Source organism: Niallia sp. WK069_GA_01, from assembly GCF_983173855.1.
Genome location: NZ_OZ470138.1, coordinates 3,742,326 through 3,759,688 on the forward strand (window position 1 = coordinate 3,742,326; position 17,363 = coordinate 3,759,688).

The following is a 17,363-nucleotide window of genomic DNA, read 5'->3' on the forward strand; positions in this document are numbered from 1 at the left end:
TTTAATCAGATGCAAAAGAAACATCCTTTGTTCTTTAACAAAACGAATTTAAGAAAATTGCCAAATACTATGACTTAAATTACCGTATTGATAACTACGATAAAGCAGCTTCGCCTTTTTATTCGAATCTGCAGCACCCATTGCATAAAAGAGCGGAATAAAATGCTCTCTTCCATAAGAAGGTACAGCTAATCTAGCAGAAGGTGCTAGTTCCTCATATTGAAATAAAGAATCTGTATCCCATTTTTCAAGATGTTTTTGTAGCCAAAGATCAAACTCTAATGCCCAGTTATCCACTTCATTCTGATTTTCCAGCATTTTTAATTTTCGTAAATTATGAACAGTTCCTCCACTAGCAACAAGAAGGATCTCTTTTTCTCTAAGAATGGATAATGATTTACCTATCTTATATTGCTCTTCAGGTGTTAAACGGGCATTAACAGACATAGCTATAACGGGAATATCTGCATTTGGATAAAGAAAACGCACCACCACCCATGCTCCATGGTCCAAGCCTCGATTAGTATCGGTAATGGCGGAAATTCCTTCTTTTTTTAAAAGCGCTTGTATTTCCCCTACAATGGTACTTTCTCCTTTGGCGGGATAAGTCATTTGATATAACGCATCTGAAGATCCTCTAAAATCATAAATGGTCTCATATTCCATTACATCACCGATTTTTTGAATCAAGGACTCCCAATGAGCGGAAAATAATACAATCGCTTTTGGTTTTGGGATTGTATTGCCAATCTTTTCTAAAAATTGCGTATAATCATTATTTTCAATAGCTAAAGACGGTGCACCATGTGCGATAAAATACGTGGGCAGCATCAAATTCCCCCTTTCTGCTTGCTATATTAGATAATCTCTGCACGCAGCCAATTCATAAAGTCAGCTTGATTGCTTAAGGAAACAGTATGACCTTCTTCATAACTTTTAAATAAGACATTGGCACCTAATTTTTGATACTCTTCTTTAGCTGCCTCTCCCCATTCATACGGAAGAATATTGTCATACACTCCATGTGAAATGAAAACAGACAAATTTCCAAGCGGCTGTCCATTATATTCTTCTTTTACAAAAGCAGGTATATATCCACTAAGTGCAACAATTCCCTTTATACGATTTCCTAAAGTTAATCCAAGGGACATCGAAAGGATAGAACCCTGACTGAATCCAAGAAAATAGAGATTGTTATGATCAATGGGATACTGTTGTTCAGCATAATCGATAAAGCAAGTTATTTTTTCGATGCTTTGATCAAATATTTCTCTATGTGGCTTTCCATAACCTTGAATACTGAAATAGGCATAACCCACCCCTTGTGATAATGGACCGCGAATACTAAAAATAAAAAACTGGTCTTCTAATCCTTCAACAAGCGACAGCATATTTTGTTCATTACTCCCCATTCCATGAAGTACAAATAATGCTGGATATGATTTAGTCGGATCTATCTTCATTGGTTTGCGTAGTTCGTATACCATTGGAGCAATCATTCATCTCTTCCTCTCCAGTTTATTATTGACCTGCTTATAAAAATACCAATAAGAATAATTAATTCATATTAGAAAACTATTGAGCAAAATAAAAAAGTTCATTTATAAGAATATTTATTGTTTATAAGATAACAAAATAAATAGTGGATTGTCAACAGTTTTTTTGCTAATATAAAACTATATTCTCTATAAGAATACTTTTTTCGAGGTGAGTAAACTGGATATAGGTAAAAAAATACGAGCGGTTAGAAATAGAAAAAAAATAACGATTGCCCAAATGTGTGATGCGACAGGGCTTTCTAAAGGATTTATTAGTAATGTGGAAAATAATAATACATCTCCATCTATTAATACATTAAGTACGATTGCAAAGTTCTTAGATGTTCCTCTTCCATACTTACTGTTAGATAAGAAACAGCATTTGCATATTGTTAAAAAAGAAAATCGTTCCGTCACCTCTTATAATGACTTAAAAATTGAACATTTAACATCTAAGGCTGGCCTTCGTATGATGATTGTAGAATTCCCCCCGGGAGCTTCTATGGGCGAACCAAATGCCCATGAAGGGCAAGAATGTCACTTAGTATTAGAAGGAAAGGTCTTAGCGGAACAAGGAGAAGATATCGTTATTGTCGAAAAAGGCGACTCCTTTAGTTGGAACGCCAGTGTACCTCATTTTGTCCAAAACATCGGAGAAGAAAAAGCCGTCCTATTAATCTCTATCTATTCCGATACAGAACTAGACTTTTGAGAAGCGTGCCTATTAGAAGAACGTGAAATGCAGATAATGTCTTATGCCTAAAATCATATCTAAATAGAAGCCACCCGCTATTTTAAGGTATAACGGGTGGTGACAGGCATCTTGCTTATTTCATTACAATCGATAATGCACTATATACTAATAACAAAGCCATGAAGATATTAAACAGCTTTCTATATTTCGCCAGGAACTTCTGAAAGATCGATCCGAATACACTCCAGCACATAGTAGACACTATTCCTACGAATCCTAATAATAATGAATACAATAACAAGCTGAAATTAGAAGCATGATAAGGAATGATAAAGGCAGATACAACCGTAATTCCATATAGAATTCCCTTTGGATTAATAAATTGCAAGAACATTCCTGAGAAAAAATTATTATGATTTCCTTCGTTTTCCCCTTCTTCATCTGAAGTGCTCCACCCTATTTTCACTGCTAAATACAACATATAAACTGCACCTATAATAGACAAATATATTTCTATTTTTGGAAGGAAACTTTTAAGCAATAGATTAAAATAACTACAAATTACCATGATAAAAAAGAATCCAGCGCCTACTCCTATACAGAATTTTATCGTTTTTTTAAATCCGTATTTGTTTGCAAACACTAATGCCATAATATTATTGGGACCTGGTGTAAAACTGGTTATAAAAACATATAACAAAAAAGGTACTAACGGCAATTTCATTCCTCCTTATAAAATATGTTATAATGATCAAAAAAATCAATATAACGACCAATCACAATATATTGTATAAAACTGACGTTATATTGTAAATAAGGAGTTTTTTTATGGAAGAAATAAATAGTATTATTGCGAAAAACTTAAAGGCCTTTAGAGAAAGCGATAAACTGAGTCTAGAGAGAGTTGCAGAGTTGACTGGTGTAAGCAAAACAATGATTGGGCAAATCGAAAGAGGGGAATCAAGTCCCACTATTACAACAATTTGGAAAATTGCTAATGGCTTAAAGATTTCTTTTACCTCATTAATTAATAATCCGCAGCCCGAAACAAAAGTTGTTCAAAGAAAGGAAGTTCAAGTTTTAACGGAGGATAATGGAAAATATCGAGTGTATCCCTACTTCCCTTTTCAAGATGATAGACGTTTTGAGGTGTATAGCGTGGAGATAGATATAGATGGGTTTCTAAGTGCTGGCGCTCACCGGGAGGGAACAGAAGAATTTATTACCGTATTTGATGGAGAATTAACCGTACAAGTGAACAACAAGGACTATACAGTCAGCGCTGGCGATTCGATCAAATTTAAAGCAGACAGACCTCATACCTACCATAATGCAGGAAATACATGGACGCGTTTAAGTATGACTATTTATTATCCTGCTTAAACAGAATCCTTCAAAAACACAAAAGAGTGCGTAATGAAAGGGAATGTTCCAAAACCTGCCCTTCTTTTCTTTTAGCTACGGGGTAGATTAACTGAGGAATTATATTAACGTTTTAATGAACAAGGAGTCGAATGGAGGAAATGTCTTCTTTTTCAAGCAATATTTCAAAAACAGCTACAACTACATAAAAAAAGGCTTATTAAACGTGCACTTTACGAATAGACAAAAAAAGCTGACGAAAGAAGAACAAAATGATGCACCACTTTCGTCAGCTTGATGGCTACCGTGTTCTTGCCGCCCGCCCCATGGAAAGCGAGCAGTAAGCCTCGGAAAACCTAGCGCTTCCACTCGTTTTTCTTAAAATTTCAAATATATTGATGTTTCACTTGGTGACTCTGCTTTTATCCCACTCTTAACATGCAGTAACTCCCTCACTGTTGAAAGGAAAGGTTCACTTTATGAATCTTACGTTAATGTCACTGGGTTCCATACCTCATAATCATCAGAATCCTAATCCTATCTTAAGAAGCATCTCTCTTCTCTATTCACATAAAAACACTTAAAATTAATATCATGCCAAGTGATACAAGTGAGCTAATTAATGTCATCATTGACCAGGTTTTTATTGTCTTTCCAATCGATAAGTTGAAATATTCTTTAAAGATCCAAAAGCCAGGATCATTTACATGGGAAAAGGTCATACTGCCTGCTCCGATGGCGAGTACCATCAACTCTGGATGAACGGTAGAAGCTGCTGTCAAAGGAAGGACAATGCCTGATGCCGTAACCCCTGCTACTGTTGCGGCACCTAAAGTAAGGCGCAAGGCAGCAGCAATAACAAAACCAAGTAAAAGAGGACTAATGGAAACATCCTTCATCACTTCTGCTATATAGTCGCCCGTACCGCTGTTAATAATTACTTGTTTAAACGCTCCGCCGCCTCCATTGATTAATAAAATCATCGCAATCGAAACAACAGAGGATTCGATGCTTTTCATGATAGATGCCAATGTCTTTCCTCTTCTTAAGCCTAATGTATAAATGGCGATAATTAATGTAATCAATAGTGCTACTGCAGGATCGCCTAAAAAATGAAATAATTCCATAACGTTTGAGTGAGGAACGGTCAACTCTAATACAGAACGACCTCCCATTAGCAGGACAGGCAGCAAAGCCATAAGCACACTAATCCGGAAGCTTGGCAGTTGTTCTTCTGGCATAACAATTGGATTAAATAGCTGCTTTGGCACCGTAACATCCAATTCTGTTTGCTTTATAAAAAATTTCGGATAAACGATTCCGGAAATAATAATAGCTGGAATAACAACAATCATTCCTATTAAAAGAATCATACCAACTTGCGCATGAAAGATATCGGCAATCGCTGTAGGACCCGGATGTGGCGGAAATAATCCGTGAACGGTAATGAGCGCAGCAGAAACTGGCATTCCAATATACAAAACAGGAAGCTTTGCTTGTAAGGCAATCGTAAAAACTAATGGTATTAATAGAATAAAACCGGTATCAAAAAACAAAGCAACTCCCACGATGAATCCTGTTAAAAGACCTGCCCACTGAATATTCTGCCGTCCAAATCGTTCAATTAACGTGGTGGCAATACGCTGTGCGGCACCGGAGTCTTCCATAAGTTTGCCAATCATCGCTCCAAATCCTAAAACTAAAGCAAGCGATCCCAGCATTCCGCCAATCCCTGATTCAACAGATTGCACAGCTTCAGCAGGATTCATTCCCATCAATAGTCCAACAACTAGTGATACAATGATTAAAGACACAAATGCATTGCACTTCAAGCCGATAATCAAAAGCAATAATAAAAGAATACCGATTCCAATAATAATAAGTGGCATACGGTTTGTTTCCCTCCTCCCTTTTCTGACACAATTTTGTCAAACTTTCTTCATTATACAAATTTAATACGTTCTTTTCGAACGATTTGATTGAAAATGTGCAAATATGTTCTCGATATGTAGGAACATCTGGATCATTTTATAAAATAAACACACATCACTAAAAAAAGCGCACCCAGTGAGCTTTTCTACTCTCCCGTTTGCGCCGGCTTAATCTTTTGTTTCTTTTAAAGTGCTTTTTCAAAAAGGAGGATAAAAAGGACCGAGAAGTTCGAGGCGGTTTCACCTTTAGCATCACCCTTTCACAGGATGTGATGACTTCCACGTTGCTCACAGGACGTGAGCGTTTTTAGTGGAAGAACCTCTAGTTAATACGTGAGAAGCGGAGAAGCAAACCAACGAAAAAATTCGATGTGTCATTTTTACCGGACCTTTTGAACAACCTCTTAAAGTAAATCCCATTTTAATGGAGTTCCCCTTTTTACATCTTTCCCTACTTTTTTCCCAAGGAGTATGTCTAAATATTTCGGAGGTAAACCAAATCCAGGTCTGATCACTTTTACATGATCCTTTGTCAGTATTTCTCCTGCTTTCATATCTTTGACTATATATAAAGATCGTCTGAATTTTTTTGAAGGTTTTTCCTTGCTTGTTGGTCCGTAAGAGATTGTTCCTAACGCTTGCCAAGCACGCGCTGATTCTTCTACCAATGTCTTCATTTCATTTGGCTCCATCGAAAAGGAGGAATCCACGCCACCATCTGCCCGCGACAAGGTAAAGTGCTTTTCAATAACAGCCGCTCCTAATGCAACACTTGCCACCGCTACTCCTGTTCCAAGCGTATGATCAGATAAACCGATTACGCAGTCAAATAAATCCCTCATATGCGGGATTGTAGCAATATTGGTGTTTTCCGGAGATGCTGGATACGTACTTGTGCATTTTAATAAGATAATATCATTGCAGCCTGCTTCCTTTGCTGTTCTTACTGTTTCATCTATTTCTGCCGCAGTTGCCATCCCAGTAGATATAATCATTGGCTTCCCAGTCTGCGCCACTTTTCGAATCAATGGAAGATCCGTATTTTCGAACGAAGCTATCTTATAACAAGGTACATGTAATGTTTCTAGAAAATCCACCGCTGTTTCATCAAACGGACTGCTAAAGGCAATCATCCCCAGCTCTTTGCATTTAGCAAAAATAGCTTGATGCCATTCCCATGGGGTATATGCCTGCTTATACAAATTATATAGAGAACTATTTTTCCACAAGCTATTCGGATCTTCTATAAAAAAATCACCTGTTGTGAGATTTAATGTCATCGTATCCGCTGTATATGTTTGCAGCTTTAACGCATGTGCCCCTGTTTTCGCAGCTTCCTCCACTATTTCCAATGCCCGTTCTAAAGACTGATTATGGTTTCCTGACATTTCAGCAATAATAAATGGTGGTTGATCCTTTCCGATTAAACGATTGCCAATTTGAATCGTATCCATTACTTTTCCTCCTCTCCTATTAGCTTTGTCTTTTGCTTGAACCAATCCTCCTGCAAAAATCCAAACAAAAGGATATCAACATACTTTTCTTCTTTTTTCCATTGCTTTTTTAATTTTCCTTCCCTTTCAAAACCGAGGCGCTCATGAAATCGAATGCTTTTCGTATTAAATTCCAATACTTCTGCACAAACCTTTCGAATGTTTAGCTCTTCAAACAAAAATTGCAGTGCAAGAATTCCCATGGCTGTGCCAGAACCCTTAGGTGCTTGATTATCTCCAATATAAAATCCCCAATGACAAATATGATTCACTTTATCCATTTTAGCTAGGTTCATAAAACCGATTGGGATTGTTTCATAGTATAGTACTTTTAATAACTGTTTCTCTTCTGGTGATAACCCTTTATACCATGCTTTATGCTCGACCAGTTTAATTTCATGATCTGTTAAAAAACAGCATCGAATATGCTTTTGATTTCTCCAAAACAAAATCCGCTCCAAGTCCTGTTCCTGCAATGTTTCTAAATGGAATTTAGTTTGGTTCATTCTTATTGCCCCCTAACATATACGCTGCAATAGATGGAGCTCCTGTATCGGATTCCATTATTTCAAAGGAACGCCTGCTCATCATTTTCCGTCTTCCTTCATCTTCCGTTAACGTCTCTATTTCTCTGGCAATCTTTTTCTCATCGACTTGGAGACTTGTTCCTAAATGGCTGATCACGCCAATCGAAGACAGCGTATTTACAATCTCCCTTTGATTGGAGGCTGTTTCAATGGTTATCGTCGGCAATCCTAAGTAGCATCTTTCCCAAGTTGTTGTTCCTCCAGCACCGATAGACAAATCTGCCAAAGCCATTAATTCTGCCATATAATCTATTTGACAATGAAAAAAAATAGTACGCCTTTTGCATATCTTCTCTATCACATGCTTGTTGGGGTTGGAGTTGCCTACCACTACATCCACCCTTTTAAAGGGATTGTTTAAACGTTCAAGTGCATGCAATGTTTTTTCCGTTTCATTCGTAGGATCACTACCACCGAAAAAAATCAACAATCTTTCCATTTTGCCATTCCGTTCCTTTGATAATTTTTTTGCCGTATAAAACTCTTGCCGAAGAATCGTATACTTTGGCCCGAGCAATTTCACACAAGATTCGGGAACAAGCTTGTTATAACGTTCTTCTAAAGGCAGATAATAATTTTGATCCACTACAATATCACAGTCATGTCTTCTATTAGCAAGATCATCTATGACAAGAATACGAGAAACGAATGGACGAATTTTCTGTTCCCATTTTTCATCCAACTGATAATGGTCAACAATAAGCCAATCTATTTGTTTTTGTTCCAGCAAAATTTTAGAAGTCAAACAAGCATCCTGCTGCCAAGCAATAACACCATCTGTTTCTATTGTCTTTACTATGAAACCCTTTTCGATTAGCAGGGCAGTAAGATCTCCCTTTAACCGGCGGCAAATAAATGTGATGGTTGCACCGCCCTTCATTAGCTGCTCTGCAAGTGTCATGCACCTCATCACATGACCTGTTCCAATCTCACTTGAAGCATCTGTTCTTATCAAAATATTCATTGTTCAAACTCCTACATGTAAACTAGAAATCTACTCTATAATGGTTGATTTAGAAATTTCCTCTATCAAGGATTGATCTTCTAGCCATTTTACTGAAATGGCTTGATTCATGTTTATAATAGAAGGATCATTGGTTAACAATTCTTTTATTTGCTGATAATAAAGTGGTTCGTTTTTTATGTTTAATTCCTGATACAGCTTTTCGAACATCTGCAGGTCAGCAGGTTCATCTAATGTTAAACGCCAATTGGGATCGTGTAATTCTTCTGGAAGAGCAACTTTATTGCTTGAAAAGAGAGAGGGATTGTTTAGAAAATAGAAAGAGAGATATTCTGTTTGTGTTAATGGCTTTGGCTGGGTGGTTAATCGTTTTAATGCCTCAACTGTGATAATATTGCCTGAGACACCCATTGCACTGGATGCTTCTTGTGTATAGTCGACTCCATATTCTAGATGTTTTTCGATTAGATACTGCATCACTTCAGGAGAAACAACTGGGCAGTCTCCTGTAATACGAATGATGATGTCTGCATTTGTTAATTCGGCTACTTGCAGCATTCTATCTGCTACATTATCTGGAGAACCACGATAAACGGTAACTTTACCATCCATAGTAAATGCTTCAAGGGGATCATCCTCTGGAAGATTAGAAGTTGCTAATACTACATGATCAATATTAGGTATCGCCAAACAATTTTGAAGACAACGTTCAATCGATGGTATTCCAAAGATCGGCAACAACGCCTTTTTAGGCAGTCTTGTTGATTTTAAGCGGCAAATTACAGCTATCGTAATTTTTGGTTTTTTTATATCTGCAAATTCAATCGGTTCATTTTTTGTTTTGTTTGCAGTAATAATTTGCGGGAATAATTTTTCAGCCTGGAAAGGTTTTAGTGCATGCACATCTGGACATCTTTTAAACGAAACATGATCAAGGGTAATAATTTCTCCCTTTTTCAAATCGTTATTACATACTGCTCTAATCTCAGCGTTCTCTAAATACTTTCGTTCTGCTTCTTTTATTTGTAAAGATCCCATCGCTATTTCTGCTTCCTGTAGTTTCATTCTTAATCGTTTAAATTCTTCTGGTTCAAGGGAAGAATAATAATCATAGCCTTTTTCTGCTCTATTTTGTGTAATATGCTTCTCAATTATTGTAGCGCCTTGTAAATAAGCATACACTGGGAGTTCAAGCGCAAGCTCGCTCTCTGCATCCTTATGATCAGCGAATCCAACGGGCAATGAATACTTTTCTTTCAAATACGGTATCCGTTTTAAGTTAACATCTTCTGTCTTTGTTGGATAACCTTGAAATCCGTGCATGAGTATTATTTCATTTGTTATATGTTTTTTCACATAATGAATTATTTCATCCATTTCTTCATCAAGCCATCCACCAACACCTAAAAGAACGGGCTTATTGATTTTCCCAATCGACTTTATTAAATCTGTGGATTGAATCACGGTTGGGGGTAGTTTTATTCCATCGACAACATCCATTAGTTTTTTTAATAATTGAACACCCCATAAATCAAAAATATCAACCCAAACCTCTAAGCCCAGTTCTTTCGCTGCTTTTACACATCTTTCCCAACTAACTTCATTGATAAAGAGTTTTACGTAATCTTCATAAGCATAATAAGTAGGGACAGCTAAATGATCATATTTAAACCATTGAAATTTTATTCCATCCGCACCGTTTTCTGCCGCCCCTTTTATCAAAGCCATAATATTTTCTTCTTTTCCTTGATGAGCATTCGCTATTTCTGCTATTATTTTTACATTCTGACTAGGAATCTTCCATCTACTATCTTCTGAACTTTCCATAATAGATTTTATTCATCCTTTCTAGTTAAAATTTTATACTATCTTGAAAATACTTTAGGAACTTGGATAGCACTGTCTTATAGAGAAGGATTTCTGCTTCTAGATTATTGTTCGTTATCTAAAGTCTTGCCGATGCCCCTGGGTGAGCATCTTATAAACTCCTTAAAAAGAGTTATACGAATCTTTCTCCTGTAGGAATTTTTTCTAGCATACTATCGTCTACTACTATGGCTTCTTTTGTCTCTATTCCTAACTTTTCTACTACTTTTTCATTTAAGATTCGTTTTTTCAGTCCCTCTTGCAAAAGATATTTTCTTTTATTTGAATCAATAACCACTGTATTTTCAGGTAATGCACAATCGTTATCATAACTTTGTATACCAGTTATTTGATAGATAAAATCAGATAGCTTCTTGCCAGCAATTTTCTGAGGGTATGCTTCCTTAATTATTTTTTGCTGTGCTTGTTTTACTTTCATGTAATACTTTTTATTTTCTACTAGCTTCTTTAAATAGATTACTAGCTTGTTTGGATCGGGTATGTTTAAATAATCCCCAAACTCATATGCTGCACCATCAAGTTCTAAACTGTTGGTAAAGCAGACTGGTTTTCCTAGCAGCATCGATTCAAAACCTACTGTTGAGAATTCTACACAGACAGCATCCACATTTTTTATTAAATCGTATAAGGTTGCTCCTTTCCAAAAGACACGAACATACCTATTCTTTTTTGCTAATTTTAAATAATGATTAAACGTTCCATTTCTACATTCCGTTGGATGTGGTTTAATAATAACGACTATTTTATATTTGGTTAAATAATTGATAATTTTAATGACTTTATCTAGACTGAAAATTCCTCCAGGCTGTGTAGCGATTAAGACGGTTTTTGTTTTTGGAGAAATGCCTAATAATCGAAATAAAGCATTTTTTTTCATATGCTCTTGAGAAAATATAAGATCATATTTAGGATGACCAAGAATCTCTAATTGATCGTCCTTCACACCCCATTTATGAAAAAACTGTTTTTCAAATTCACTATAAACCATTTCTTTTGTTGCCATATTTGGTATGACCCCTCTATTGGCAGAAATTAAACCATGCTGCAGACTAATGCTCGGAATATTTTTATTAGCGGCTATAATGATAAGCATTTTGCTAGTAATGTCTCCTGAACCCCCTACAACCACACAAGCTATACTCGTCGTTTCAAAAAAATGAACAATAGAGCGGAAATAAAGTAATATATTCTTAAATTCCTGTATTAATCTTTTTTGAATGATAATGTTTGAATAAATTGGATGATCTGCATGCTTCGCCATTATCTTTGTTACTTGTTCTTTTATTTTCTCTACTTCTTGTTTTAAACTAGCATCTTCTTCTTTCTCAAAAACTTTAATAGGAATATCAGATATACTGGCTAGAGTAGGATTTGTTCGGACAATCATCGTCGTGTTTTTATTAAAATATTCCATATATGTTTGATGAGGAAAACGAAGATTTAATTGGTCAAATAATAGGATTTTCCCGCTTCTTTTCTCGTTTATATTTACTCTAGGCAGTTTTATTTTCTGTTCAAAAAGAGTCTGAAATTCATTTTCCTTCTTTAGTTTATTTCTAGTACAACTATCAATAGTATCTGTGCTTATTTTTAGCACTCTAGTAATCACGTTAAAGTAGGGTTGGATATTTATAAATTGAATGAGTGAATATCCATTCCACTTTACATCTTGAAAATCTTCTAACAAATCTAAATACCAACTGTACTTAGGTAGAATATTCATAGTAAGCCACCTAACTAATATCTATTTCGTTTTTCTTTCCGTAGAAAGAGAGTACTTTCTGCACTGCTTTGATACAATCTTCTACATCTTCCTCCGTCATTGCTGGGAATAATGGAAGTGTAATCATTGCTTCATATAAGTTCTCTGCTTGTGGACAGAGTCCTTTACGATAGCCTAATGATTGATAAAAGGGATGCAAATATACTGGGGAATAATGTACATTAACACCAATGTTTTCTTTTATTAAGGCTTCAAATATTTCTTTTCTTCCTGCTGTAAGCTTTTCAAGCTGCAGCTGAATGATATATAAATGCCAGCTTGAATTCGTGTCGTCTAATTGTTTTGGGATAATGATTTGCTCGATGTTTTCAAAAGCCTTATTGTATTTAGCAACGTATTTTCTCCGTAAGCGAAGAAAAGTTTCTAAGCGGTTCATCTGACTAGTACCTAGCGCTGCCTGTATATCTGTCATTCGGTAGTTATAGCCTAAAAACTGCATTTCATAATACCATGGTCCATGATGTTCCACTAATTTAGAAGCATCTCTTGTAATTCCATGGGATCTAAATTGCAAAAGTTTATCATAATAGCTTTCATTATCTGTTGTAATTACTCCGCCTTCTCCACTAGTAATATGCTTTACTGGATGAAAGCTGAACATTGTCATATCAGCAATTTGCCCAACCTGTTTCCCTTTATATATTGCTCCAAGGGAATGGGCTCCATCTTCAATCACGACTAACTGGTGCTCTTTGGCAATTTTTTGTATTTCTTCTAAATCTGCAGGCTGTCCTGTAAAATCAACAGGAATTAATGCTTTTGTTTTGGAAGTAATTTGCTTCCGGATGGAAGCAGGAGAGATATTGTATGTTTCTGGATCAATATCGGCAAATACAGGTGTACCGCCAGTATATAAAACACAGTTTGCACTTGCTGCAAACGTAATTGGCGTAGTAATTACCTCATCCCCTTCCTTTATTCCTGCCGCAAAACATGCAGCATGAAGTGCGGCAGTTCCATTCGAAAAAGTGACAGCATACTTCGCTCCAACATATTGAGCAATCTTCTGTTCAAATTCACTGATTTTGGGTCCCGTTGTTAAATAATCACTTCTTAATACTTTTACGACTTCTTCGATATCATCGTCGGTTATCCACTGCTTTCCATACGGCAAATAACTGCCTCTCACTGGCAGACCACCATGAATGGCAAGCTTCTCTTTTTCATTCATATATAATGATGCTCCTTATAGTAGGTTAGTCGTTTTTATCCAAGCTTCTGTTCGCTTTATGCCTTCTTCTAAACTGATCAGTGGCTCCCAATCTAGTAATTGTTTTGCTTTTTCATAGTTGCATAATAGTTTGGGAATTTCACTTTGCGGGTGAATATGCTGTACATGATTAATCGCTACTTTATCCTTTGCAATTGTTTTTGCTAAATCATTGATTGTGATGTCTCTTCCTAATCCTGCATTTACTATTTGACCGTTTACTTTACTTGAATATCCTGCCTCGACTACAAATCTTGCACAATCTTCTACATAAAGAAGATCACGAGTTTGCGTTCCATCTCCATAAATATTCAATGGAAGACCATTTCGTTTGTTTTTGATAAAAATGGCAACTACTCCGCCTTCCCCTCCAGTTTTTTGATAAGGGCCATATGTGTTAAAAGGGCGAATAACTACTGCTGGCAAACCGTAGGCATGGTAATAAGACAGAACCATGTTTTCTGCAGCAATTTTTGCGCCAGCATATGGAGAAGCTGGTTTAATCGGATCTGTCTCTTTTATTCCATCTGTACTTGTTGCAAGATCATATACCATACATGTACTCATAAATACTATTTTCACTTGATGTTCTTTACATTTTTCGATAACGGTGAATGTTCCGACAGCTCTGAAGAGTAAAAGTTTTTCGAGATGATTCCACCTAACACTCGCCAAATATAGGATAATTAGGATATACAAAACCCTATTATATTGGTATTTGGGAGGAGTTTTTTTATGATAACTAGAAAAGACAAACGTGATAAAGAAAAAGGGATAAACTTTTTATTCGAGTTTCTGAAAACGCAGAAACACTTTTTTAAAGATTTTAATAAGTTGCTTAAAAAAGTAAAGGATCCAAGACACCAGGGCTATACTATTTATGACCCAGAAGTCCTTTTGATGATGGTTATTTTAAAAAACACCTGTAATCTAAAAAGCATGCGTGAAATGACGAATGAATTCAACAAGGACGAGTGCATTGAAAATATAGGAAAAATTTTAGGGATTGAACATTTGGAAGAATTACCCCACTATGATACAATCAATAATTTTCTTTCTCGGTTGAAACCAGCAGAACTTGAACATATCCGAACGTACATGATCAAAGAATTATTGAAAAAGAGGTGCTTTGATTCTTATCGGATTGAGGGGAAATATTGGGGCGTTATCATTGATGGTACAGGCATTTTCACGTTTAATGTAAAGCATTGTGACCACTGCTTGAGACGAAATTACAAGGAAAAGGATAAGGAAACGGGTGAAGAAAAAACAAAGACCATCTATATGCATCACGTCCTAGAAGCTAAATTGGTTGTTGGAGATATGGTGCTGAGTGTTGACTCAGCGTTTATTGAAAATGAATCGGAAGACGTGGAGAAACAAGATTGTGAACTAAATGCTTTTTATCGATTGGCTACAAGACTTAAAGACACATTCAAACGGCTGCCCATCTGTATCATTGCCGATAGTCTTTATGCGTGTGAAAAGGTCTTTAACCAATGCAAGAAATATAAGTGGAACTATTTATTTCGATTCAAGGAAGATCGCATCAAAAGTATTGCCAGTGAGTTTCAGGTATTAAAAAATATGGAAGACAATGTCTTGAATATAAATGAAGATAGCCAACAAGGAAGAATTACTTGGGTGAACGGAATTGTTTATAGGGAACATCAACAAAGTGTGCTGGAATACGAAATGGAAACGAAAAAGGGAAAACAAAAGTTTCTTTTCCTTACCAACATAAAAATCACAAAAAAGAATGCCAAAAGGCTCGTTAACACTGGACGAAGCCGTTGGAAAATAGAAAACGAGGGATTTAACAGACAAAAAAACCTACGCTATCACATTCAACACGCAAGCAGTAAAAATTACAATGCCATGAAAAATCATTATTTATTGGCCCAGATTACAGAAATCATAATGGTGCTTCATGAGCAAGGGTCGAAAGCATTGAAGCGCGTCAAAAAAACGGTAAAAGAAATATCCTCGCGACTGTTAGAAGCCTTTCGCGGGCAAACACTAACAAACGAGGATATAGTACAACTGGGAAAACCAATGCAAATTAGATTTACCTAGTGTCATAATTATAACAAAAGGATGTGGTGTTGGGAAAGAGAAAAGTAGTTATCCACAATTTCACAATGAAAATGACGAAATTGGCTTGTCTTTTTTGGTAAAAAGGACGAAAACGACAATGGTAAATTTTTACATGTGAATAAGTTACTTTAACATCTTTCACATTTTTTTATCAAAGTTTACTCCTCGGAGCTGAATGTTCCGACTGTATCATTGACAAATGTGGTTTTAGGATCATCTATACTGTCCTGAACATTGATGCTGGCACCTAAGTGGTAGCACACATCCAAGTTGTTCTGAAATAATGCATTCAATACTGCTATATCGTTAATGTCCCCTTTTATAAAGCCTTTAAAATGAGGATCTTGGTAAAACTCTTGAATATTCTCTACTCTGCCGTTCGAAAGATCATCTAATACCCATACATTTTGTTTATCCTGCAATAGTTGACGGACCACCCATCTTCCGATAAAACCTGCGCCGCCAGTAACAAGTACATTCATTCTTTTTCCTCCAATTTATTGTAATTAAATTTAATCCTTTTTTATAAAACTATACTGTTGCGTTTTTTTTCAATGGCTGTTCTCCTATCGATTTTCACTTTGAACTCACAGCCTGTTTTCGTTTATCATTTCCATTATTAATGCCTTTTTTATACAAGTTTTTCCCTATTTAACAAGCTTCTAAGTTCTTCTTTCATCAGTGGATGTTGGTCATCTGAACTATAAGTAGCCAGTGCTGCTTTTTTCGCATCTGAATACAATCCCATTTTTGAATGAAGACCAGGAATAATATACATATTAGGAAGTTCATAGGCAACTGCTGACTCATCCAATGTCATTAGCTCTTCGTACATTTTCTCTCCCGGTTTTAAGCCTATTTCCTCTATGGTAATAGCAGATGGATCCAATCCATTTTTGTGGGCTACTTCTTCTATAACTACATCGGATAAGGTTTCTAATACGATAACAGGCATTTTCAAAATAAAGACCTCGCCACCCTGGGCTTCTTTTAATGCTTCCATTGTTAACATAGTTGCCTGCGTAAGGGACATCATAAATCTAGACATTTTTTTGTTTGTAACAGTGATGCGTTTATCTTTTAAAATTTGTTCTGTAAAAAGTGGAATAACAGAACCCCTAGAACCCATTACATTGCCAAACCGCACACTAGCAAAGACTGTTTTGCTATTTCCTTTCTTCTGTTCAGCAGCAGATATAAGCCGCTCTGCCGTTAATTTTGTTGCTCCATATGTGTTAGTTGGTGATACAGCTTTATCTGAACTAGTAAATACCACCTTCTCCACCTGCTGTTCCATTGCAGCCTTTATTACATTATTCGTTCCCATAATATTTGTTAACACCGCTTCGTATGGGTTTTGTTCACAAGATGCTACATGCTTCATCGCTGCAACATGAAATGCATAATCAATATCTTGCATTGCTGCTAACACACTCGCATATTCACGGACATCTCCAATACAAAAGCGTATTTTCTTATTTCCTTTTAAAGTATGTTGAAGATGATATTGTTTGAATTCATCTCGGCTAAAAATCCTGATTTCTTCTGGTTCCTCTTCTAATAAAAAGCGAATGAGATTTTGTCCAATTGTTCCCGTTCCACCTATAATTAAAATCTTTTTTTCCTTAAAAAACACAAAAGCCCCTCCTATTCTCTTATTTCCCGCTCCTTTTGCACTTATAATGAAAGATCAATAGAAGAACTGATCTAGTCTATAAATTCGCATAGCAGAGCCTATAATTTTTTCGTTATACGTTGCATTCTTATGCTTTAACCAAAGACAAGCTTTTCGTTATACTTCCTTTATATTCCATCAA

At 36.1% G+C, this 17,363-nt stretch carries 15 protein-coding genes and 1 pseudogene; 3 read left to right on the top strand and 13 right to left on the bottom strand.

Features of this window, described 5'->3' with window-relative positions:
* Positions 1–48: 48 nt before the first annotated feature.
* Together AC5LWL_RS17500 and AC5LWL_RS17505 are read right to left on the bottom strand one after the other, a co-directional pair.
* Positions 49–831 carry a DODA-type extradiol aromatic ring-opening family dioxygenase gene (locus AC5LWL_RS17500; protein WP_493435505.1) on the bottom strand — a complete coding sequence of 261 codons (783 nt, stop codon included), beginning with the start codon at positions 829–831 and terminating at the stop codon, positions 49–51.
* A gap of 26 nt (positions 832–857) precedes the next feature.
* Positions 858–1,499, bottom strand: coding sequence for an alpha/beta hydrolase (locus tag AC5LWL_RS17505; RefSeq protein WP_493435506.1), 642 nt, complete (start codon positions 1,497–1,499; stop codon positions 858–860).
* A 217-nt stretch (positions 1,500–1,716) separates the two neighbouring features.
* Between AC5LWL_RS17505 and AC5LWL_RS17510 the strand changes: the two genes are divergently transcribed.
* A complete protein-coding gene (locus AC5LWL_RS17510) occupies positions 1,717–2,250 on the top strand; it encodes a helix-turn-helix domain-containing protein (protein ID WP_493436646.1) in 534 nt (177 codons plus the stop codon).
* Between the two features lie 115 nt (positions 2,251–2,365).
* On the opposite strand, the gene AC5LWL_RS17515 is transcribed toward AC5LWL_RS17510, so the two are convergent.
* A complete protein-coding gene (locus AC5LWL_RS17515; protein WP_493435507.1) occupies positions 2,366–2,950 on the bottom strand; it encodes a LysE family transporter in 585 nt (194 codons plus the stop codon).
* Between the two features lie 110 nt (positions 2,951–3,060).
* On the opposite strand from AC5LWL_RS17515, the gene AC5LWL_RS17520 reads away from it, so the two are divergent.
* Entirely contained in the window at positions 3,061–3,615 is a 555-nt protein-coding gene (locus AC5LWL_RS17520) for a helix-turn-helix domain-containing protein (protein WP_493435508.1), read from the top strand.
* 545 nt (positions 3,616–4,160) lie between these two features.
* On the opposite strand, the gene AC5LWL_RS17525 is transcribed toward AC5LWL_RS17520, so the two are convergent.
* From AC5LWL_RS17525 to AC5LWL_RS17560, 8 genes are all read right to left on the bottom strand, one after another.
* Positions 4,161–5,483 carry a gluconate:H+ symporter gene (locus AC5LWL_RS17525; protein WP_493435509.1) on the bottom strand — a complete coding sequence of 441 codons (1,323 nt, stop codon included), beginning with the start codon at positions 5,481–5,483 and terminating at the stop codon, positions 4,161–4,163.
* Between the two features lie 446 nt (positions 5,484–5,929).
* Complete coding sequence (gene pseI, locus AC5LWL_RS17530; RefSeq protein ID WP_493435510.1) at positions 5,930–6,979, bottom strand: pseudaminic acid synthase; 1,050 nt, start codon at positions 6,977–6,979, stop codon at positions 5,930–5,932.
* Complete coding sequence (gene pseH / locus AC5LWL_RS17535) at positions 6,979–7,524, bottom strand: UDP-4-amino-4,6-dideoxy-N-acetyl-beta-L-altrosamine N-acetyltransferase (protein ID WP_493435511.1); 546 nt, start codon at positions 7,522–7,524, stop codon at positions 6,979–6,981. The genes pseI and pseH overlap by 1 nt, the downstream gene beginning before the upstream one ends.
* Positions 7,511–8,569: a UDP-2,4-diacetamido-2,4,6-trideoxy-beta-L-altropyranose hydrolase gene (gene pseG / locus AC5LWL_RS17540; RefSeq protein ID WP_493435512.1), complete on the bottom strand. Its 1,059-nt coding sequence runs from the start codon at positions 8,567–8,569 to the stop codon at positions 7,511–7,513. The genes pseH and pseG overlap by 14 nt, the downstream gene beginning before the upstream one ends.
* Before the next feature lie 30 nt (positions 8,570–8,599).
* On the bottom strand, positions 8,600–10,396 hold the full coding sequence (locus tag AC5LWL_RS17545) for an N-acetylneuraminate synthase family protein (protein ID WP_493435513.1): 1,797 nt from the start codon (positions 10,394–10,396) through the stop codon (positions 8,600–8,602).
* 172 nt (positions 10,397–10,568) lie between these two features.
* Complete coding sequence (locus AC5LWL_RS17550) at positions 10,569–12,179, bottom strand: CDP-glycerol glycerophosphotransferase family protein (protein ID WP_493435514.1); 1,611 nt, start codon at positions 12,177–12,179, stop codon at positions 10,569–10,571.
* 10 nt (positions 12,180–12,189) lie between these two features.
* The gene (gene pseC / locus AC5LWL_RS17555; RefSeq protein ID WP_493435515.1) at positions 12,190–13,410 is read right to left on the bottom strand and encodes a UDP-4-amino-4,6-dideoxy-N-acetyl-beta-L-altrosamine transaminase; all 1,221 of its coding nucleotides are present in this window, start codon (positions 13,408–13,410) and stop codon (positions 12,190–12,192) included.
* A 15-nt stretch (positions 13,411–13,425) separates the two neighbouring features.
* Positions 13,426–14,133, bottom strand: coding sequence for an NAD-dependent epimerase/dehydratase family protein (locus tag AC5LWL_RS17560; RefSeq protein WP_493436647.1), 708 nt, complete (start codon positions 14,131–14,133; stop codon positions 13,426–13,428).
* Positions 14,134–14,184: 51 nt separating this feature from the next.
* Between AC5LWL_RS17560 and AC5LWL_RS17565 the strand changes: the two genes are divergently transcribed.
* Positions 14,185–15,525, top strand: coding sequence for a transposase family protein (locus tag AC5LWL_RS17565; protein ID WP_493435516.1), 1,341 nt, complete (start codon positions 14,185–14,187; stop codon positions 15,523–15,525).
* A 191-nt stretch (positions 15,526–15,716) separates the two neighbouring features.
* Here AC5LWL_RS17565 and AC5LWL_RS17570 read toward each other — a convergent pair.
* Positions 15,717–16,028: pseudogene (locus AC5LWL_RS17570) on the bottom strand (GDP-mannose 4,6-dehydratase); the annotation flags it as partial.
* A gap of 149 nt (positions 16,029–16,177) precedes the next feature.
* Positions 16,178–17,182, bottom strand: a complete 1,005-nt coding sequence (locus tag AC5LWL_RS17575; protein ID WP_493435517.1) for an SDR family NAD(P)-dependent oxidoreductase — start codon at positions 17,180–17,182, stop codon at positions 16,178–16,180.
* Positions 17,183–17,363: the final 181 nt, after the last annotated feature.